Annotated in this window: 16 protein-coding genes and 1 pseudogene; 6 read left to right on the top strand and 11 right to left on the bottom strand. The window is 35.0% G+C overall.

Annotation, left to right across the window (positions count from 1 at the left end; translation table 11 throughout):
- Positions 1 to 2: 2 nt before the first annotated feature.
- Together KMW28_RS10170 and KMW28_RS10165 are read right to left on the bottom strand one after the other, a co-directional pair.
- Positions 3 to 611: a hypothetical protein gene (locus KMW28_RS10170; protein ID WP_169663507.1), complete on the bottom strand. Its 609-nt coding sequence runs from the start codon at positions 609 to 611 to the stop codon at positions 3 to 5.
- Positions 612 to 692: 81 nt separating this feature from the next.
- Positions 693 to 944 (bottom strand): hypothetical protein, encoded by a 252-nt coding sequence (locus KMW28_RS10165; protein ID WP_169663508.1) that lies wholly within the window; start codon positions 942 to 944, stop codon positions 693 to 695.
- Between the two features lie 222 nt (positions 945 to 1166).
- Between KMW28_RS10165 and KMW28_RS10160 the strand changes: the two genes are divergently transcribed.
- Positions 1167 to 2000: a tyrosine-type recombinase/integrase gene (locus tag KMW28_RS10160; RefSeq protein ID WP_183363882.1), complete on the top strand. Its 834-nt coding sequence runs from the start codon at positions 1167 to 1169 to the stop codon at positions 1998 to 2000.
- A pseudogene (locus tag KMW28_RS28500) lies at positions 1984 to 3132 on the top strand (IS91 family transposase). Before KMW28_RS10160 ends, KMW28_RS28500 begins: the two are co-directional and overlap by 17 nt.
- A 293-nt stretch (positions 3133 to 3425) precedes the next feature.
- On the opposite strand, the gene KMW28_RS10145 reads toward KMW28_RS28500, so the two are convergent.
- The 4 genes from KMW28_RS10145 to KMW28_RS10130 form a co-directional block, all read right to left on the bottom strand.
- Positions 3426 to 4067, bottom strand: a complete 642-nt coding sequence (locus KMW28_RS10145) for a DUF4253 domain-containing protein (RefSeq protein WP_169667314.1) — start codon at positions 4065 to 4067, stop codon at positions 3426 to 3428.
- A 90-nt stretch (positions 4068 to 4157) separates the two neighbouring features.
- Positions 4158 to 4916 (bottom strand): DUF4272 domain-containing protein, encoded by a 759-nt coding sequence (locus tag KMW28_RS10140; protein WP_215585831.1) that lies wholly within the window; start codon positions 4914 to 4916, stop codon positions 4158 to 4160.
- Between the two features lie 186 nt (positions 4917 to 5102).
- Entirely contained in the window at positions 5103 to 6479 is a 1377-nt protein-coding gene (gene ltrA, locus KMW28_RS10135; protein ID WP_169667328.1) for a group II intron reverse transcriptase/maturase, read from the bottom strand.
- A gap of 545 nt (positions 6480 to 7024) precedes the next feature.
- The gene (locus KMW28_RS10130; RefSeq protein WP_183363927.1) at positions 7025 to 7669 is read right to left on the bottom strand and encodes a hypothetical protein; all 645 of its coding nucleotides are present in this window, start codon (positions 7667 to 7669) and stop codon (positions 7025 to 7027) included.
- A gap of 357 nt (positions 7670 to 8026) precedes the next feature.
- Here KMW28_RS10130 and KMW28_RS10125 point away from each other — a divergent pair, with 357 nt between their 5' ends.
- The 4 genes from KMW28_RS10125 to KMW28_RS10110 all read left to right on the top strand — a co-directional run bounded on the left by KMW28_RS10125 (position 8027) and on the right by KMW28_RS10110 (position 14384).
- Positions 8027 to 9250, top strand: coding sequence for a DUF445 domain-containing protein (locus tag KMW28_RS10125; protein ID WP_169665268.1), 1224 nt, complete (start codon positions 8027 to 8029; stop codon positions 9248 to 9250).
- 119 nt (positions 9251 to 9369) lie between these two features.
- The gene (locus KMW28_RS10120; RefSeq protein ID WP_169665269.1) at positions 9370 to 10056 is read left to right on the top strand and encodes an MORN repeat-containing protein; all 687 of its coding nucleotides are present in this window, start codon (positions 9370 to 9372) and stop codon (positions 10054 to 10056) included.
- Positions 10057 to 10170: 114 nt separating this feature from the next.
- Complete coding sequence (locus KMW28_RS10115; RefSeq protein WP_169665270.1) at positions 10171 to 13449, top strand: amidohydrolase family protein; 3279 nt, start codon at positions 10171 to 10173, stop codon at positions 13447 to 13449.
- An 83-nt stretch (positions 13450 to 13532) separates the two neighbouring features.
- Positions 13533 to 14384, top strand: coding sequence for a putative zinc-binding metallopeptidase (locus tag KMW28_RS10110; RefSeq protein WP_169665271.1), 852 nt, complete (start codon positions 13533 to 13535; stop codon positions 14382 to 14384).
- 80 nt (positions 14385 to 14464) lie between these two features.
- Here KMW28_RS10110 and KMW28_RS10105 read toward each other — a convergent pair whose 3' ends face one another.
- The 5 genes from KMW28_RS10105 to KMW28_RS10085 form a co-directional block, all read right to left on the bottom strand.
- Complete coding sequence (locus KMW28_RS10105) at positions 14465 to 15337, bottom strand: hypothetical protein (protein WP_215585829.1); 873 nt, start codon at positions 15335 to 15337, stop codon at positions 14465 to 14467.
- 66 nt (positions 15338 to 15403) lie between these two features.
- Positions 15404 to 16411 (bottom strand): pirin family protein, encoded by a 1008-nt coding sequence (locus KMW28_RS10100; protein ID WP_169665273.1) that lies wholly within the window; start codon positions 16409 to 16411, stop codon positions 15404 to 15406.
- A gap of 62 nt (positions 16412 to 16473) precedes the next feature.
- A complete protein-coding gene (locus KMW28_RS10095) occupies positions 16474 to 17073 on the bottom strand; it encodes a YdeI/OmpD-associated family protein (RefSeq protein WP_169665274.1) in 600 nt (199 codons plus the stop codon).
- Positions 17074 to 17155: 82 nt separating this feature from the next.
- On the bottom strand, positions 17156 to 20836 hold the full coding sequence (gene purL, locus KMW28_RS10090; RefSeq protein WP_169665275.1) for a phosphoribosylformylglycinamidine synthase: 3681 nt from the start codon (positions 20834 to 20836) through the stop codon (positions 17156 to 17158).
- A 197-nt stretch (positions 20837 to 21033) separates the two neighbouring features.
- On the bottom strand, positions 21034 to 21936 hold the full coding sequence (locus tag KMW28_RS10085; RefSeq protein ID WP_169665276.1) for a hypothetical protein: 903 nt from the start codon (positions 21934 to 21936) through the stop codon (positions 21034 to 21036).
- Positions 21937 to 22031 lie beyond the last annotated feature (95 nt).

Below are 22031 nucleotides of genomic sequence, written 5' to 3'. Positions count from 1 at the left end.
TGTTAATCAGAAATTGATGTTCTCCCTTTCTTAATCTCTAAATCAATTACTTTTAAACATAACCATTCATTATCAGATAATTTTTCAGATTTTAATATCATCTCAACTACTTGTTCATTTTTAATAAGTTCATCATATTCAAAATCAGATACTTTTTTAAAATCATCACTATTCAAATAAATCACATTACCCTTACTGCTTCTATCCTTGATATCTGTTTCAAAATTGATATAATCGTATAGTATAGAAATTGAATCTCTACGATTAGATGTTTCTGAAAGCTCAGCAAAATTCATTTTTCCCATATAATTTCTAAATGTTAGCCTTCCTGTCAGAGTATAGATTTGTCCGACCTTAACTAACTCTTCTGGTGATGTTGAATTTTCATATAATTGCTTTAAATGTTTTTCTGATAATGGCTCATTGAAGCTATGAATTATAGAAGCGATAGAAAATCCAAAGTAAATACTAATTGATATAAATATAACAATTGGTATAAAAACGAGTTTACTCCTTTTTCTCAAAACAATAGCTAAAATAAAGGACATTATAAGTCCTAACATTATAACCATAATAATCGGAGTTAATCCACTAAAAGATATGACTGACATTATTTCTATACGTATATGATAAATTGATACAAATGGGTGCAACACCGGTCATGCCGTAGATAGAGATGAGTTATTTTCATTCTATTCAATTATTTGATTTTCTATAACAAATTCATCGAAAAGTATTTGTTCGTTTTGCTTTTCAATAGTCATTTCAGATAATTTTAAATCACTCATTCCTCTTGGTGAATAGAAGTGAGTTTTCCAAATCGGTCTATGCTTTACAAAAATTCTTTTACTGCCAAATTCATCATGTGTGTAAATTCCAATCCAGAATTTCATGATGACTAAAAGTCCTAAAAATAATATTATTATTCCTGTTTTTCTTTTCAAGTTAAGATTTTCTTAAGTGTTTCACCGTGATGACTAAACTATGTGTTTATTGGGTCAACCATGATTGGAGTTTAATTGATGTTGAACAAAAGCTTCGCTAGCTAAAGCCCACAATCTCTTACCTTTATATCTTAATTGATTTTGTAATTAATAGTTTACTAAGATGAAAAAAAAGAGACAATAGTCGAAAAAGCGAAACGTGTTGTTCCTGGTTTTAAAAACATGTTTGATCAAGTGTATCAAAACATGACGCTAAGTGGAAAGTCTTCTTCTACTTTTAAAAACTACATCCGTACTATCGCTAGTATCTCATTGTACTTTAAAAAGATCCCACTTGAACTTTCCGATGATCAAATTAATGATTATCTGCTACTTCTCAAAGAAAAACAAAACACTTCTTACACCATCTTCAAGCATTATGTCTATGCCTTGAGGTATGTCTTCAGATTAAGTGATAGAGACGATCGAGCCATAAAATTACCTTCATTGAAAACAAATGCTACCATCCCAGATATTTTGTCTGTGGAAGAATGCAAAATCATTTTTAAAACACCCAAACACCTAAAACACCGTGTGTTATTTGCTTTAACCTATTCTGCTGGACTCAGAATAAGAGAAGTCGCCCGACTTAAAGTATCTGATATTGATTTTGATCGTATGACAATTTACATACGTGACACTAAATACAGTAAAAATAGAATTGTTCCGCTCTCTAAAACTATGAAAGTTGGATTGGAAAAGTATCTAAAACATGTAAGACCGAAATTATGGCTATTTGAAGGATACGATACCAGTAAACACATGGCGACAAATTCCATCGGATCATTATTCAGAGAAACACTTAAGAAAACGAACATCAAGAAGAGAGTTACAATTCATACTTTAAGACATACTTATGCCACTCATTGTATCGAAATGGGAATGGACCCTTTCACTTTAAAAGAGCTGTTAGGACACGAAGCTCTACAAACAACTATGCTTTACCTTAATCTCGCCACAGTTAAAAAATCCAATTCATTTTCTCCATTCGATAAGATCTATGCAACCAAAAATTGAGATCGCTCATATACTAAATCAACAGCAATTTTGGAGGGAATCCACTCAATTTTTAGCAAGGCAAAAGTATGATTTACATGCGATGACTTTATGTAGAACAGCAAAGCTTGGACGACATATCGATCATTGTGAAAAATGTAAAGAGGTTCGTATTTCATATAACAGCTGTAGAAATAGAAACTGCCCTAAATGTCAAGCTACATACAGAGAAAAATGGATTTTAAAAAGAGAAGAGGAAGTTCTTGATGTTCCCTATTTTCATACTGTTTTTACAGTTCCGCATCATCTAAACTTCTTGTTTCTAAAATATCCTAAGGAGATGTATGATTTACTTTTCTTTGCTGCTTGGGAAACCATTAAAACTTTTGGAAGAGTGTCTCTACAAGGAGAAATGGGGATGATTACTGTACTTCATACTTGGGGACAAAACCTTACTTTGCATCCTCATCTGCATTGCATTATTCCTGGAGGTGCTCTTTGTAACGGTAAACATTGGAAATGTTCTGATAAAACAGGTAAATACTTATTTCCTGCTAAAGGTTTAGCCAAAATGTTCCGGGCGAAACTCATTCAAGGGATAAGAAAAAATGAGCTTCTGAGAACTATTCTTGAAGGAGAGGTAGCTAGAAACTGTTTTGAAAAAGAATGGGTGGTGTATGCTAAAAGACCTTTTGGAGGAGCAAAACAAATCATACAATAACTGGGTAGATATACACATAAAACAGCTATCTCAAACCACAGATTATTGGACTATTCCGATGGTAAAGTCACTTTCTCTTACAAAGATTATAGACAAGGCGGTAAGAAAAAAGAAATGACACTCTCAGATGTAGAGTTTATACAGAGATATGTCAGGCATCTTCTACCAAAAGGTTTTAGAAGAATACGTCATTTTGGGTTTTACAATGGAGCTATAAAGAAAAAGAAAGTTACTCAAATTAGAACTTCCATTGGTCAGAAACCTCCTAAAATTAAGGAATGGGATTGGGTTAAAATATCGTCAGAAAAACTTGGGTATGATCCAAAAGTCTACCCTTGCTGTAAGGAAAGAAGTATGGTGATCATACCACGTTTTGCTTCACAAAGAGCTCCTCCAAAAAAGGAAAATCTAAATGCAGCTTCAATAAATTAACTCCATCATTCTCCAAATTTTCAACTTATGAAAGTAAGCCTAGGTTTCTACACCCTTTACTTTCCAAAATCAAGTACTTTTGAGTGAAAATCTTTGCTCAGAAATACTCAGGAAAAGACTGTTTTGGGAATGATTGAAAAATAAGTCACAAAAAAGACCTTTCATATCAATGAAAAGTCTACCCTAAGTTCCATACAGACATCGATGTGTAAACCACCGCCTTTGTTCAACTAGGGCTTAATTTTAGGTCTTTCAGACCAAACTAAGCCCTAATTATTGTAGCCAGAACTTTTTTAATCCCACCACAACCAAATTCCATTCATTTCTTTTATAAGCTGCTTTAAATTTTCTATTTCTCCAACTCCTTGGTCAACCGTATCAGGACAGAATTCATAAACCTCGTCAGCAAAAGCGTCTAAATCAGTCGGTAATTTTTTAAATTCCAATTCAAGCCAATCTCGTCCACAACCAATTACTGTCAATCCAAATTTATCATTCCATTCAGATATTTTCGCAACAATATCGTTATTCTCATAATCGTGATTAATTCCGTCTGTTCTTCTATATCGTAAAATATCAAGATCGTTAGTTCCTTTAATAACTCCGATACTTTTAGAATCGCTTTCGCCAGTGAATGCAAATATTAAATATCCTCTTGCTCTAAATTTTTCTTTTAATTTTTTTACAATCGAATTAGCTTTTTTTTCTGTAGTTATTGAGTGAATTCCGTTATAGTATTCGTCTAAAATATCTGCTGTTTCTTGGTCAATTGCTGGTAACTGAATTAATTCATTTTTTGTTTCGTTTTTCAGTTCTTTCATAAGTTCAATATTGAAATCCAACTTATTAACTAATTCAATTTCTTTTGATGTTAATTTTTTTGCTCCACATCCAAAGAAAGATAAAATTCCCATAATTATTAATATTTTTTTCATTCTGTTCTATTTTTCCCTTATTGGCTACAACGTTTAATGTAAAATGCGTTTTAATGCATTTTTACATATTGTTGTATGCAGGCTTTATTTTTAAGTATCCGTAGAAATATTGTCCCAATCCTGATTTAAATATTTAATTAGCCAGTTTAATGCATAATGCCTTTCATAAACAACACTTGAATTCAAACCACCAGGAGCAACTTCATTTTTGACCCTTGCACTTACACAAGCCCAATCTAACCTTAAAATTAAATCAGCTTGGTCAAGAATTTCTGCCTTACTTCTCAATTTTGATTGTGTCCTAAATTTGTCAGGTCCCAATTCATATATGATTTTCACATCATCAGCAACATTACACATTTGGTTGGGATATATTAATTCATCAATATAACCTAAAGACCAAAGTAGAACGTGCAAACTTTCATATCGCCAATTTGCATCAGTCCTTTGTTGGTTAGTTGGATTTGTGGAGTAAGCGTATTCTTTTTCCGATGGTGATAGTTTAGAGGAAACCCCATAGTCTTCTTCCATTTTGTCCAAATGTACTTGTTCAAGTCCTTCGCTTTTCAACCCTAAATACAATAATGCAATTGCTCTATCAACTATTTCGTCCTTTGTTCTTAACTCTAATTCTTTTTCTGGGGCAATAAAAAGTGAATTTGGATTCTTATAAATTGGAACACCATTTGATTCACATACTTTTTCAGATTTTGCTCTTCGTTCTTTTTGGTCGTCAGTTGCAGAAATATTCTCTACCGGTTTAGTTATAAGCGGATTAATAGAATCGGATTTGTTTTCTGATTTCCTATTCTCTTGACCACAACCAAATAAGCTAGATATAAATCCCATAATCATTATGATTCTTAAGTAATTCATTTAGTTTTTTTGTTTTTTCGGCTTGCATAGTAGAGTAGAGCCTGATAGCTCTCTCTGTTTAAATAATTATAAATGTAATCATTTTGAGAAAACTATCAGAACCCCCTTCATCAAACCGTACGTGAAGTTTTCCCTCATACGGCTTACCGATAGAATTCTTCATTGAGCTTTCGCAAGTGTTTTCAAGCGAGCATACTTTTCTAAGTCTATCAGACCTTTGCTTTTGACAAAGATACGATAGGGACGCTGGCGAAGCATCTTATGCGCTTTCCGCCCTTTACTTTTGAGCCACTTGAAAAGTTTATAGTCAAGTTGTTTGATAATAATCTTAGCCGTCTCCCAAATATGGGTGACTTTGCTGATAGAAAAGTAGTTCAACCAGCCATATAGTACTGAGTTCAGTTTGTAAATCAAGGGTTCTATTTTCCAATGACGTCGTATACATAATAGCTCACGAATATTGGCAAATAGTTTACTTCTTGATTTAATACTAGGACGAATGTTCGTGTATTTCTTGGTATTCCATGAAAACTTGGAACGAACATAACGAAATTCAAAACCCAGAAAGAATAGACTCTTCTTGTGTACATGAAGAATTGAGGTCTTATTCTTGTTGATCGTTAGACCCATCCTACGCATTATTGAATTAATATATTCAAGGATTTCTCTACTGTAATAGTAGTCACCCATCAATACAAAATCATCTGCGTAGCGTACTATTCGGATGTTGGCTTTGGCAAACTTACCTCGTGGATTATTAACAATACGGTCAAAAGCATGTAAATAAATATTAGAAAGCAAGGGACTAATCACTCCTCCTTGGGGGGTACCCATTTTGGACTGTATTCGTTTCCCATTCTTTAACTGTTTGGGAGCACAGAGCCATTGCTTAATAATATTGAGTATTCCTTTATCGCTAATTCGCTCTTTTAACAACACAAACAACTTATCATGAGGGATTGTATCAAAGTATTTCGATAAATCCGCATCATAGACAAAGTGGTATCCTTCGTATAGGTTTTGTTTGATTTGTTTCACTGCGTCTTGAGCTCCTCGTTTCGGGCGAAATCCATAAGAGGTATCAATAAAGTCCGCTTCCCATAAAGGTTCTATTAGCATCTTTACTGCCATTTGAGCGACTCTATCTTTTATGGTCGGGATGCCTAAAAGGCGAAATTCTCCCTTCTTCTCTTTAGGTATTTCAACTTGACGAACGGCTTGGCAACGATACGTTTTTGTTTGGAGTTCGTATTGTAGTTCTTTCAGAAACTTCGATACTCCATACTTTTCTATGTCATCAAATGACATATTATCGACACCTCTACCATGGGAATAGTTTTGTTTTACACGACGGTAAGATTCGACTAACACGTAGCCTAAGCTCATTTTATCACTTAGGCTATAGGCTTTAAAACCTTTATCTTGCTTGGCTCGAATGTATAGCTTCCTTTGAAAGACACGAACTTGTTCATCTGTCTTTGTAGAAGATGGACTTACTAATAGAGCGGTGTCAATATAGGTCTTTCTGTCTTTCATATAAGCGTTTCTAAAGTAGAGCCCCTTCCCTAATCCAAGGTTATGTTGTCCTTAGAGTCAGACAGTACTATGGGCTCCTCCGACTTCTGTTATTACCAGGCTGAATTTCGCTATACTTATATCAGCTTGTTTAAGGTGGCCAACCTTTGAAATAACAGATCTCCCACGTTCCATAACTTTCCATCTATAACCACGCCATCCCTATGACTCCGGTAGATCATTGTATTTCATGTTACTGTTAATTCATACAATGTAACAGGGTTCGAGACCGTCAAAACTCTCCCCATCTACGCCTGCCTTTTCGAAGCTACTATGGGTTCACACTTCCGTATTACGGCTTGGTTATTTGAGATCACTGAGCTTCAGCTATCCACCTCACGGCGATCACTGTCAGTGACTCTTCTAAGTGAACAGTAAATTACTTAGGTAGGATTTGCACCTACTGGAAAGCCACAGCATCGTGGCACACCAACGTAAATGCTAAACTACGACCAGCGGGTGCGTCACCCGATGGATGGAGATTAGCTAATGTTAGCACCTGCCTTTTATTCATCATAAATATCATTTGATTGAAGTGGAAAAAGTTCCCATTCAAATTCTGTTAAAATACTTTTTTCGTATTTATCATTTTCTTCATGATATAAATGTCCGTGTGGTACAGGAAAAGAAAAATCTTGTTCCTTATATCTATTTTTAGCTAATCGTGTTCTGAACTTATTTATATTTCCATATGCAAATACAACGTTGTGTTGGTCATAAACTAAAAGTCCATTATTTTCAACAGTTCCAATCCAAATATGGTGTCTTGCGTCAGTCTCAAAATACTTTTGGTACCGATTAAGGAATTCAGTCAATTCTCTTTTTGTTTCAAAAATTGGTGATTGATATCTTCCTAATTCTTGTCCTATTCTCGAAACAACTAAAACATACAAAATATAAAAAGGTGGTTCTAAATCATTCAGTAGGTCAGTTAATAGTTCTATTTGATTTTTACTTGCCGCAATAATTATTGAATTATCTGATTGTTCAAATATTTTTCCGTAATCAAATTCGATTTCTGGCCTATTTAAATCACCTGCAACAAATTTTACTAATTTCTTAGTTGTTTTTTTAGTATTAAATATTCTACTCAGCTTCATTTGTATCGAGGTTGGTGCTAACATTGGATAAACGCCATGGCGTTTATCCATCTAAATTTACCGGATATACGCCATATGGCATATATCCATTAGTAATAATTATTTCCTCAATTTATCAATCAACTTTCACAATTCAAAGTTGATCGTTAACAATTCTAATATAGAATACAAATATCATAACTTACTTATTATAAGTAAAATGTACTTAAATAGTATCATAAGACTATTTACAATATAAAAGGGATATATATTTAACATATTTCAATTTAAAACATTTTACTCTCTTAACCGTGTATTACTCGTTTATACTCGTGTAATAATCGGTTATTTCAAAGATGAAACAATCCACGATATAATTCTACTATGGAAAACATTTTCAACTCATGCAGAAATCTATAACTTTGTATTATGGACAACTTAACAGCATCAGACTTTTTTTTATATATCTCCATCCCATTAATAAGTGGGTTTGTTGGATGGTTCACCAATGCTGCTGCCATTAAAATGATGTTTTACCCCGTTGAATTTTGGGGTATCAAACCTTTTGGATGGCAGGGAATAATTCCTGCTAAATCTATTTCCATAGCATCTAAAGCTGTTGATCTGATTACCAGTAAATTACTTCGTATTGAAGAACAATTTGCACTATTAGATCCTGATGTTGTCAATGATGAAATTAAAGAATCAGTATCGCAGGTGACTAGAAATGCGGTAGATCTTGTGATGCGTTCTGAATTACCTACTGTATGGGAAAACGCTCCAGATACTGTTCGTCTAAAAATATATGAGTCTATTGAGGAAAGAGTGCCTAAAGTGACTGAAAGAGTTTTGCATGATATCGGACAAAATATTCGTGAAATGCTGGACCTAAAAGAACTTACTCTTGATACCGTAACTACTCACCCTGACCTATTGAATACCATTTTCTGGAAATGTGGAAAGGATGAATTTAAGTTCATAGAGAAATCTGGGTTAATCTTCGGATTCCTTTTTGGTTTGATTCAAATGGTGATTGCCTACTTTTTTAATCCATGGTGGTTGTTACCACTATTCGGTATCCTCACGGGATATCTTACCAACTGGGTGGCTTTAAAGCTCATATTTCAACCTAAAGAACCAATTTATTTCTTTGGTATGAAGTTCCAAGGGCTTTTCTTACAACGCCAAAAAACAGTGGCTTTTGAATATGCTCATTTAATTACCACTAGAATTTTAACCATTGAACGTATATTTCGATATACCCTTAGAAATACGGGCAAGGATAAACTATCTGAAATCTTTAAACTTAGAATTTCAGAATTAGTCGATGAAACTTATGATGAGATTCGACTTCCTATTAATAGTTTTATAGACGAAAAACTAACAAAGAAACATCTGGACATCATCAAAAATATTGCACACTTCACATTTATGTCGGAGTTTCATATCTGTATTCGAGATGCTTTTCCATATGCAGAAAAAGTATTTGATCTTCAGCGAAAAATTCAACAAAAAATAGAAGACCTACCCTACGAAGATTTCGAGGGACTACTTCGCCCTGCCTTTCAAGAAGATGAATGGATATTGATTGTTGTAGGTGCTATCCTAGGTGGTTGTGCCGGTCTTATTCAGTTCTTCCTATTGTTCTATTAAAAATCACCTACCTGTTAATAAACCTTTCTATCCCTTAACGATTGTGAGCATTTTTTAATATTTCATGAGAATAATGTTCTTTAATTGTGACCCAGTTATCTTAAATAAGTAATTCACGCATGAAGAACATACTATCCATACTAATTCTGTTTGTATTAATTTCAAATATATCATTTGCACAATGCATCACGGGAAACTGTGATGATGGATTTGGTAAAATGATTTACAAGAACCAAGATGTTTATGAAGGCACTTGGAAAAACGGTTATCCTAACGGTAAAGGTAAATTCACTTATGCCCATTCAGTGTATGAAGGCGAATTCTTAAATGGAAATTTTGAGGGTGATGGAAAAATTACTTGGGAGAATGGCACAGTTTACAAAGGTAGTTTCGAAAAAAATGAATTCGATGGTAACGGTATCATGCTATGGGCAGACGGCAGTCGCTACGAAGGACATTTTGTAGATGGCGAACTTTATGGCAATGGCAACCTTGCCTATTCGAACGGTGATGAATACAGAGGTAACTTTTCTAAAGGAAAACCTGACGGAAAAGGTGTTTACTACTACAAGGATGGTCGAAAATATGTCGGAATGTTTTCTAAAGGCTTCTTTAAAGGCGAAGGTACTTTAATAGAAAAAGATGGTACTTACTATTCTGGAATGTTCAAAAAGGGAATGAAAAACGGAAAAGGTAAATTGGTCGAATCGGATAAAGTGATTAATGGTTATTGGGTAAATGATAAACTGAATAAAAAATTCTCTGAAGAAAAAGTGACTCAAAATAAAGATCAAGACAGTAAATAAAGATGATTTGAAAATGTTATATTTTTCTAATTGTCAGCTAATCACTACGCTTATTTTTTGATACCCAATAAGAAGTATAGAAATTCACCACAATTCAATTTTAATACTTCTAACATGATTAAAAAACATACTTTTATCTTCACCCTATGGAGTCTGTTTATCTTTTCTTTGGTTCAAGGACAAGATAAAGAAGACAAATGGGATGTCAATCAACCTCAAAGAGATACCAAAGAGATTAACTTTACAACCGACGAAGGAACTTGGTTAAATCTTGATGTTAGCCCTGATGGAAAAACTATTGTATTCGATCTCCTTGGCGATATTTACACTATGCCAATTTCAGGAGGTAAAGCAAAACTGATTCGTTCAGGTATGGCTTGGGAAGTTCAGCCAAAATTCTCTCCCGATGGTAAAAAAATTGCCTTCACTTCTGATGCAGGTGGTGGAGATAATATTTGGGTAATGAGCCCCGACGGTTCTGAAGCCAAACAAATTACTAAAGAAACTTTCCGTTTATTGAATAATCCAACGTGGACGGAAGACAGCCAATACATTATCGCTAGAAAGCATTTCACTTTTACACGTTCATTAGGTGCAGGTGCTATGCATATGTATCATATTTCTGGTGGAGAAGGAATTGAATTGGTTGCTCGCAAAAATGAACAACAAGATATCAACCAACCAGAGTTATCTCCTGATGGTAAAATTCTTTATTATGTAGAAGACATGTATCCTGGAGGGTTCTTCCAATACAATAAAGATCCAAACAATCAGATATACGTTATCAAATCGTATAACAGAGAGAATGGTGAAACAAATACAGTGGTCAGCGGTCCAGGTGGAGCTATCGGTCCTAAGGTATCTCATGATGGCAAGAAACTATCTTTTATCAGAAGAGTAAGAACAAAATCTGTTTTGTATATCCACGATTTTGAAACAAGAGCACAAAAGCCATTGTTCGATCAATTGGAAAAAGATCAACAAGAAGCATGGGCTATTTTTGGACCATCACCTAAATATGCTTGGACTCCTGATGACAAATACATTATTATTTGGGGTAAAGGAGGTAAAATCTGGAAAGTAGATACCACTACTGGCCAAGGTGAAATCATTCCTTTCGAAGCAGAAGTCAAACAAAAAGTCACAGAAGCTTTACGTTTTAAGCACGAAGTTGCACCAGAAGAATTTACAGCCAAAGCACTAAGAAACGTCACTACTTCTAAAGATGGAAAAACAATTTATTTCCATGCGGCTGGCTACCTTTATTCTAAGAAATTACCAAAAGGAAAGCCTCAGCGATTAACATCACAAAATGACGCTTTCGAATACGAACCAAGCATTTCTCCTAATGGTGAGCAATTGATTTATGTGACATGGAACGATCAAGAGAAAGGTAAAATTATCATCAGAAATATAAAATCTAAAACGGAGGAAGCTATTGATTTACCAAAAGGTATTTACAGAAGACCTCAATTTTCTCCTGATGGAAAATCAATTGTTTTTGTAAAAGAAAGCGGTAATAATCAACAAGGTTACGTTTATACTGGCGAATCTGGAGTGTATACCCTTCAATTAGATGATATTGCTTCTTTGAAAAAAGTAAGTGAGGATGGAGATTTCCCTAAGTTTAATACAAAAGGTGATCGCATTTTCTTCCAATCAGGTGGGTTCTTCTTTGGTTCTTTAAAGAAAGCATTTAAAAGTGTAGATCTGAATGGACAGGATTTAAAGACTCACTTCACTACAAAGTATACGAATCAATTCGTTCCTTCACCAGATAACAAATGGGTGGCATTTACTGAACTTTTCAAAGTATATATTGCTCCAATGCCGTTAGCAGGTAAACCCATAAACCTTTCTTCGGGAACAAAAGCAATTCCGGTAGCCCAAGTAGCTCAGGACGCTGGATATAATATCCATTGGTCATCAGATAGTCAATCTTTACATTGGTCTTTAGGGGATGAATATTTTACCACAAACCTGTCTGATTCATTCGAATTTGTGGATGGTAAAAAGCCTGTCGATCCATTATCAGAAGGTACTACTATTGGTTTAACCTTATCATCTGATAAACCATCAACTAGTATTTTATTGAAGAATGCTCGCATAATTACTGTGAATGGAAGCGATGAAGTATTGGAAGGCACAGATCTTTTGATTAAAGAAAATAGAATTGTAGAAATCGGTAAAAACCTAACTGTTGGGAAAGATGTTGAAGTCATCGACTGTACTGGTAAAACAATCATGCCGGGTATTGTAGATGCACACGCTCACCTTGGTGCTTTCCGCTTGGGACTTTCTGCTCAACAAAATTGGCCCTATTATGCCAACCTTGCTTATGGTGTCACGACTACTCACGATCCTTCTGCCAATTCAGAGATGGTTTTTAACCAATCAGAAATGGTGAGAACGGGTGCAATGGTAGGTCCACGTATTTATTCAACAGGAGTTATTCTTTATGGTGCAGATGGGGATTTCAAAGCCAATATCAACTCTTTGGATGATGCTCGATCGGCCATTAGAAGAACAAAAGCTTGGGGAGCGATCTCAGTAAAATCGTACAACCAACCAAGAAGAGATCAACGTCAACAAGTCATTAAAGCTGCTGAGGAAAATGAGATTATGGTAGTACCGGAAGGTGGTTCAACATTCTATCATAATATGTCAATGATCTTGGATGGGCATACAGGTATTGAGCACAATATTCCAGTTACTCCAGTATTTAACGATGTGCAAGAACTATGGTCACAAACGAATGTAGGCTACACTCCTACTTTAATTGTGAATTATGGTGGTGTGAATGGTGAATACTATTGGTACCAACATACCAATGTTTGGGAAAAAGAAACTTTATTAAACTTCACTCCAAGAGCCATTATTGATAGTCGTTCGAGACATAGAACAATGGTTCCAGAAGAAGAATATAAAATTGGACATATCGCCACATCAGAATCTGCTAAAATGTTGACCGATAAAGGCGTAAAAGTCAACTTGGGAGCACACGGGCAAATTCAAGGAATTGGTGCGCATTGGGAATTATGGATGCTTGCTCAAGGTGGTATGACTGAGTTGGAAACACTTAGAGCAGCGACATACAATGGTGCTCACTACCTAGGTCTAGACGATGATATTGGATCATTAGAAAAAGGAAAACTTGCCGATCTTATCATCTTAGATAAAAACCCATTGGAGGATATTCATAATACCGAATTCATTCATCAAGTAATGATTAATGGTGTTGTTTATGACTCTAAAACTATGAACGAAGCCTTACCAAACGGTAAAGAGAGAAAGAAGTTCTATTGGGAAGAGGAAGGATACAATCCTCAATTCGAATGGCACGAACAAACCAATAATTTTACAGTTCCAAAGTGCGGATGTAGTTTACACTAATAAAATATTGTATTATACAAAGAAGTCTATGGTCTATACCATAGGCTTTTTTTATTTTTATTGATTCATAAATATCAATCAATATGAAAAAAATTTACTGCTTCACTTTATTATTCCTACTTTCCATTAACTTTTCTCTTCAAGCCCAAAAAGAACTTGATGATGAAGTGGGAGAAACTATTGGTATTTGGACCATAAACAACGGTGGGTTAATCACCAATAATAAATACAATAACAAAGAGGGCAAAAAATACTGGGATTATTTGATGAGTGTTTTACCTCATGAACTGATTAATAAATATGTCGTTCGCTTTCGTCTCTACACCGATGGCATTCAGGACGATCTAGGTGGGTTTAACTCCCTATCTGAATCGAATAAAGAATGGACCATAGAATTTGATATTGCCGATATGGATTTAAAAAACGAAAATCCAGATTATATAGAGGATTATCAGCACACTTTAATTCATGAGTTTGGTCACCTTATTAGTTTAAATGCTTCTCAAATGCAACCTACTGAAGACGAATATCAAGATGATAGCAAAGGGTATTTAACCTCGGAAGGTTATGCTATAAAAGGAAGTTATATGGATAAATATATAAAAGCTTTTTGGGGAGATGATATACTTTTTGAATGGGATAAAATAGCGGCTATTAAAAATGAAAACAAAAGAGTTCGCAAACTTCAGAATTTCTATTATGAATACGATAACGAATTTGTAAGTGATTATGCTTGTGAGAGTCCAGAAGAAGATTTTGCTGAATCTTGGACCTTTTTTGTATTATGTGATATTTCGGAACCTAAAAATATAAAGGAAGATAAAGTAATCTTTTTTCATCAATTCCCTGAACTGGTAGAATATAGAAAGAAAATCAGATCTAAATTAAAGATGATTCCGAATAATTATCTGGAAAGATATATGGCTAAAGAATAAAAAAACTCGTATCAAAAACCCTGAAATTAATTTTTGGGTTATTGATACGAGAAAAGTTGGATTTTTAAGACAGTAGTTTTTTAAAAATATATTGAGTAGGTCTCATCTTGACCAGAAATTTTTAATTCAGCTTTTCTGTCACAACCATCGCCAAAATCCAAAGTGGCAAATATATTTTGATCTTCTGTATTCGTAAATGTAAAATCAATGATTCCTTGAGTAGGAATTCCATTAAAAGAATGAACACAATCAGAAGTTAACAACAAAGGAGTATTTATTTCATTGGCATATGTCCAACCTCCTCTATTTTTTCCAGAAGAAATACCTGCTCTCTCCCATTGCCAATAAACAGATCTATCTTGTAGCTTATATTCGAAAAGAGATTCTTGTCCCCACAAAGATTCGCGTTCATCTATTCTGCTACCGTCCTCAAAATCAACACTACCGTTTGTTAAGAGCACTCTTTCCGATCTTTCGATGATATATTTTGTTCCTTCTTCGTTAAAATAGGTCTTCTCAGAACCTTCAATCATTTTAATACTATTGTATATATTTCCATTTACATAAAGATCTTCATAATTCACAATACGATTTACTTTATTCTGTAAATCATTGTAAGTTACTTTTACAAGGCCTTCAATTTCATTACCCCACTGATCTTTGTAATCTTTAAAAGTATACATATAGATTAAACCATCATCAGAAATTACTAAATCGATCATAGGCGTTAAAAGCTGTCTTGATGCTGAACTTAATAAGGTTTCTGTATTGAATGCTTCTAATGATTGATCAACTAATCGTTCATCACCATCTATCTTACTGTTATTTACTAATAACTCATTGATATTGGGGTTTGACGTGCTAAAATCATCATCAGATAAATCATCTGACAATTCACACGAGCATATGAAAAGACAAAAGAATATTGCTATAAGTATATTTTGCAGTTTCATCTTAAAAAATTTGATGTTCTACAAAAATAACAATTAACTAGGTCTTATTGACAAATTTTAATACAATTATTTACTCTTTTCTTCCAATTTTCCGTCAGGATAAACAGCAAAACGTCCTTTTGACTTCTCATGTACCTTTTCTTTTTCTTCCCAAGGCCACCCACCAAATTCTGTACGTTGGTAATCGCTAAACGCATCTTGTAATTCTTCTTTTGTATTCATTACAAAAGGTCCGTGTTGAGCCACAGGTTCATTTATTGGTTTCCCTTGTAATACCAAAATATACGCTTCCGATTGATTAGTACTTATAGTAATTACCTCATTTTCACTTACATGAATACAAGAATTCTTTGTAATCAATTGATCTTCAATTTGTACTTCTTCACCTCTGTAGAAATACAAAGTCCTGTTAGTTCCTTCCTCTGTAGAAGGTAATTGATAAGTGGTATGAGATGCTAAATGAATTTTCCAAACACCTACATTATTCTCCTTAACACTTGCCCAAGAGTCGTTTGTTGTTCCCAAAGGAATCGTTTCTTTGTATTGTCCTGCAATCACTTTTACAGAAACTTTATCATCGTTTTCTTTAACAATTGGAATATCTTCTGACCAAAGCATCTTATAATCAGGAGCTACCATTTTGCTCTTAGCAGGGAGGTTTAACCAAATCTGAAATAACTCTAACGGATTTTCCTTATCAGTAGCTAACAATGGGAACATCTCGGAATGCTGTACACCTTTTCCTGCAGTCATCCATTGTACATCACCATTTCCAAAACGGCCATAAGCCCCTAAAGAATCCGAGTGATCTGCAAATCCTTCTTCCACTACCGTAATTGTTTCAAAACCTCTATGTGGATGATACGGAAAACCAGGAATCTTTCGTCCATGATACATACTCCACCCATCTTTACTTGAAAAATCGCTTCCTACATTTCTACCCTCTAGAGAAACTGATATACTCATATCGTCATTCCCTTTAGGATATACCTCCTTATGATGTGCTGTAAATAAAAATGGATCTAATGTTGGCCACTGTGCCCCTATACTTACTATTTGATGTATCTTTTTCATAGTGTTTTTAGTTGTTTAAACAAATGTAGGTATTTTATTTGTTTAAACAAATATTGTAACCACTATTTATATTTATCATTTAAACCTACACCTTCTTTTATCATAGGTTTAATCTTCTCCAGTCGGCTTAATTTAGTGGCTTCTCTTTTCGCTGTTTCAATATATTCGGCATATTCCTTTCGCTTTCCTGGAGTTAATGTATCAAATGATGATTTTAATGAAGGATCCTCAGTCAATGCAGTAATTAATAATTCGGGTAACGCAACAGTGGTAGTTTTCTTACTCATTTCCACCTCTCTTCCTGCTTTCTGATTATCAATTGCTTCTTTTACATAATCAATGATCACCTCTTTGGCATCAATTAGTTCTTCTAGGCTTTGAAACCTCCATTGTCTTAGTCCTTTTGTCTTTCCTTCTTGGGCATTGTACAATACTTTTTGTTTGTCCTTCAATAATGCTCCATGATGAAACCACAATCCAACATATTGCTTAAAAGCTGCCATTCCGATAACATTTTTTCCTTTGATCATATAAATTGGAGCTCCCCATTTTACACCTTCTTCCAATTCTGTATCCAATAGTAAGGCTCTGAGAAACTCTAAAGCACTACCCCATTGTTCTGATCCATTAATGTAGGCATCAACCGTTTTATATCCTTTCATACTTTATGTGTTCTATCAGTTTTTATAATTAAAAAAGCCTCCACAAATTAATGTGGAGGCTAAATATATCAATTTTTATTGATTACTTCGTTTGCTCAGCAACCCAGTTCTTAGCATTGACAAATGCTTCGATCCAAGGAGAAACTTCGTCGTTTCTTTCTGGGTAGTGTGCCCAGTTCCAAGGGAAGATCGCACGCTCCAAGTGAGGCATCATTACTAAATGACGACCATCTTCTGAAGCTAAAGCGGCTGTGTTGAAAGCAGAACCGTTAGGGTTAGCAGGGTATGTTTCATATCCGTACTTACCTACGATATTGTATTGCTCTTCTGCGTAAGGAAGATCGAATTTACCTTCACCGTGTGCCACCCAAACACCCAAACGAGTATTTGATAACGATTTCAACATCACTGCATTATTCTCAGGGATTTCCATGTTCACGAAACCTGATTCAAATTTGTGAGAGTTGTTATGTAACATTTTAGGTTTTTGATCATGTCCTTTAGTTACTAAACCAAGTTCGATCATCAACTGACATCCGTTACAAACACCTAATGAAAGTGTATCTTCTCTAGCGTAGAAATTGTCTAACGCTTGTTTTGCTTTTTCGTTGTAAAGGAAAGCACCTGCCCATCCTTTTGCAGAACCTAAAACGTCTGAGTTAGAGAATCCACCAACGAATACAATGAAGTTCACATCTGAAAGATCTTCTCTACCAGAGATTAGGTCAGTCATATGAACATCTTTTACATCAAAACCAGCTAAGTGCATAGAGTAAGCCATTTCTCTATCACCGTTTACACCTTTCTCACGAATGATGGCTGCTTTGATACCTGATTTTTCTTTACGATCAGCATCAATTCCATAAGCAGAAAGTTGACCTGTAAAGTTTTCAGGGTAAGTGTAATGTAAAGGAGAGATCTTATACGACTCATAACGTTCTTTTGCATTCTCAGCGCCAGATTGTTGTCTATCTAATAAATAAGATGTTTTCGTCCATACATCACGTAGTTCTTCTGTATTGAACTCTAAAGTAGTGTCTTGGAACTTCACTTTAGTGGCTCCACCTTCAACAGCAGTACCAATTACTTTGAAGTTGATACCAGCATCTTCTAATTTAGAGAATGCTCTTTCGTCTTCAACTTGGAAAATTACTGATGGCGTTTCAGAGAACAAGATATTCACTAAGCTTTCTTGAGAAAGATCAGTAATGTCGATATCGTAGGCTACATTCTTAGATGGGAATGTCATTTCAAGTAAAGCTGTGATTAAACCACCTGCTGACACGTCGTGTCCTGAAACGATTCTACCCTCTTTGATTAATGTCTGAATTGCTTCAAATCCTTTTGCAAAGTAATCTGCATCCTGAACTGAAGAAACGCGCTTACCTACTTTATTTAATACTTGAGCTAATGATGATCCACCTAAAGAATAACCATCTTTTGCTAAGTCTACATAGATTAATTTCTTACCTACTTTTGCTACTGGCTCAACAACTTGTTTCAGATCAGATACTTCACCAACAGTAGAAATAATTACTGTACCTGGAGAATATACTTTCTCATCACCGTATTTTTGAGTCATAGAAAGTGAATCCTTACCTGTTGGGATATTCACTCCTAATTGAATAGCAAAATCAGAACAAGCTTCCACTGCTCTATATAAACGAGCATCTTCACCTTCGTTCTTACAAGGCCACATCCAGTTTGCAGAAAGAGAAACTGATTTTAAACCGCCTTCTAGAGGAGCCCAAACCATGTTTGTTAATGCTTCTGAGATGGCATTTCTTGAACCTGCAGCAGGATCGATCAAAGCAGCTACTGGAGCATGTCCAATGGAAGTAGCAATACCCGCTTTACCTCTGTAATCACAAGCCATTACTGAAACGTTGTTCAATGGCAATTGTAATTCACCAGCCGTTTGTTGCTTCGCTACACGTCCAGTTACAGAACGGTCTACTTTGTTTGTTAACCAATCTTTTGATGCTACCGCTTCTAATTGAAGTACATCATTTAAATACTCATGAACCTTCACTGCATCCGTTTCTACTTGAGAGAAGTTAGGATCAATTGTCGTATCCTTTAAGATTGTTTTAGGAGCACTACCAAACATATAGTCCAATGGCATATCGATTGGTGCTTCTCCTGTTTTTGAATCTTTAAAAGTAAATTGCATATCGCCTGTTGTCTCACCTACTACGTAGAATGGAGAACGCTCACGCTCTGCAACTTTCTGTAAAGTATCAATATGTTTTTCGTTAATAACTAATCCCATTCTTTCTTGAGATTCGTTACCTACGATTTCTTTTGCTGATAAAGTTGGATCACCTACTGGAAGTTTATCCAAATCAATTCTACCACCTGTTTCTTCCACTAATTCTGAAAGACAGTTCAAGTGTCCACCTGCACCGTGATCGTGAATTGAAACAATTGGGTTGTCTTCAGACTCTGCCATTGCACGAACTGCGTTATACACACGTTTCTGCATTTCAGGGTTGGAACGTTGGATTGCATTCAACTCAATAGAATTAGAGAATTCACCAGTAGCTACTGAAGAAACAGCGCCACCGCCCATACCAATTCTATAGTTGTCACCACCCATAACAACCACTTTATCACCTTTTTCAGGTGTATTTTTTAGAGCGTCTCTTTTTTTAGCATAACCAACACCACCTGCAAGCATAATCACTTTATCGAAACCGTGTTTCTTGTCTGATTCTTCATGCTCGAAAGTCAATACTGATCCAGCGATCAAAGGCATACCGAATTTGTTACCAAAATCCGATGCTCCATTAGATGCTTTAATCAAGATTTCCATTGGTGTTTGGTATAACCAAGGACGTTCTTTCATTCCGTCTTCCCACTTTCTATCTTTTTCAAGACGAGAGTATGAAGTCATATATACAGCAGTACCTGCTAAAGGCATAGAACCTGTACCACCTGCAACACGGTCACGAATTTCACCGCCAGAACCAGTAGCTGCACCGTTAAAAGGCTCTACTGTTGTTGGGAAGTTGTGTGTTTCCGCTTTTAATGAAATTACTGATTCGTATTCCGAAGTCTCGAAGAAATCTGGTTTGTCCTGAGTTTTAGGAGCAAACTGTTCTGCTTTAGGACCTTGAATAAAGGCTACGTTATCTGAGTAAGCAGAAACTAAATTATCTGGAGCTTCTTGAGAAGTCTTTTTGATTAACTTGAATAAAGAAGTAGGTTTCTCTTCTCCATCAATTTCAAAAATACCATTAAAGATTTTGTGGCGACAGTGTTCTGAGTTCACTTGTGCGAAGCCATATACTTCTGAGTCAGTTAGCTTTCTGTTCATTTTTTCACTTACTTCATTTAAGTAAGTTACTTCCTCTTCACTTAGAGCTAAACCTTCCTCCTTGTTGTAAGCTGCAATATCTTCGATAAGCTGAATTGGCTCTGGTTTTACATCAATAGTGTAAATTGAACCATCCAAACCTTCGTAAAGTGCTTGCAACATTGGATCGAATTCAGCGGCTTTTTCCGATGCTACTTGAAGAAATTCTTCAATACGGATCAAACCTTCAATACCCATGTTTTGAGTAATTTCCACCGCGTTTGTACTCCAAGGAGTCAACATTTCTTTACGTGGACCAATAAACCATCCTTCTAGTGAAGTTTGCTCAAGGATTTGAGCGTTTCCGAATAACCAAGATAGTTTTTCTAAGTTATCTTGAGATAATGCCTTACCGGCGTGGACTGCGAATACGTTATCTGTATTGCCTCGAAAAAAGAGTACCATTTTGCGTATATGATTTCAACTGCTTGAATATGCCCCCAAAAGTAAGGTTAATTTTATTATTTATTCATATTTCTGAAAAAAACATCATCAAAAATTAAGTTAATATGATTAATCCAAAAAAAAACAGGTACTAAAATTCATCTAGTACCTGATCTGTTTACGTGTTGATTATTGGTTAAGGTATATAGGCAGAGAAATTAGTCCATCACAATTTCAATTTTCGAAATATCTCTAGCTATTTCAGAATCAATTATTTCTGTGATTTTAAATTTCCCATTTAAATCTTTTATGTCAATTAAATGATCTGATGTGACTGCTTTATTGTGAATCACATTATCATCTGTGTCTTTCCAATTGATGTTAACAATAGAATTGGTCTTTTTGTCAAACATTATTTTGCCATGAAGTTCTAGGGCTGTCTTTTTTTCAAAAATCTTTATCACATTACTGGTGAGATGGAAAAAGTGACCATTCTTATTATTTTGGCTAAAATATTGAACATCTGGATTTACTTTACTGTAGTTTTGAGTTACTTCAGATGTATACGGCACAGATACTGTGGGGACCATATCAAATAGTGTAAGGTAAGCCAAAGAGGTGAAAATTACTGCACCGAAGGAACAAGCTACTAAAAGTGTTTTAATGGATTCTCTTTCAATGATTTTTCTTTGCCTTGCTTCTTTTTTTAATGAGCTTAATAACTGAAGTGACTTTTCATCCAATGGATTTATTTCTAATGCTTTGTTGGCAAAATTGATGGATTGCTCCCTATCTGCCTTCTTTTCGTCCTCATAATATTTATTCGCATAACAAGAGGCAGTGAGGAATAAACATTTTACGTTAAAGGGGTTTATACTAAGTGCTTGATCTAATTCATAAATAGCATCTTCCCAATTTTTATATTTATGGTACCCTATGGCTCTTGCCAAGTGTGATGAAAAAAGATCTTGCATGCGAATCCAATCCAAATCGGACAGGCCCATTTCTAAAGCCATGGATTTTAAATCAGCTTGGGTTACTTTATTATTATTACTCTCTTTTATTTCATACAATCTTTCTATAAAACGAGAAAGATGATCATTCTTGGGCAACGCTTTCATAAGATAGTAGTTGGGTATTCTTAATATACATAAGATAAACATTGTAAAAATGTATTGAAACTTTCCGGGCAAAAGATGTAAAATGTATTAAGGAA

This window comes from Flammeovirga yaeyamensis (assembly GCF_018736045.1).
In the GTDB taxonomy this organism is placed as follows: Bacteria; Bacteroidota; Bacteroidia; order Cytophagales; family Flammeovirgaceae; genus Flammeovirga; species Flammeovirga yaeyamensis.
The sequence above is the reverse complement of the archived record's forward strand: the minus strand, read 5'-3'. Positions and strand labels throughout refer to the sequence as shown.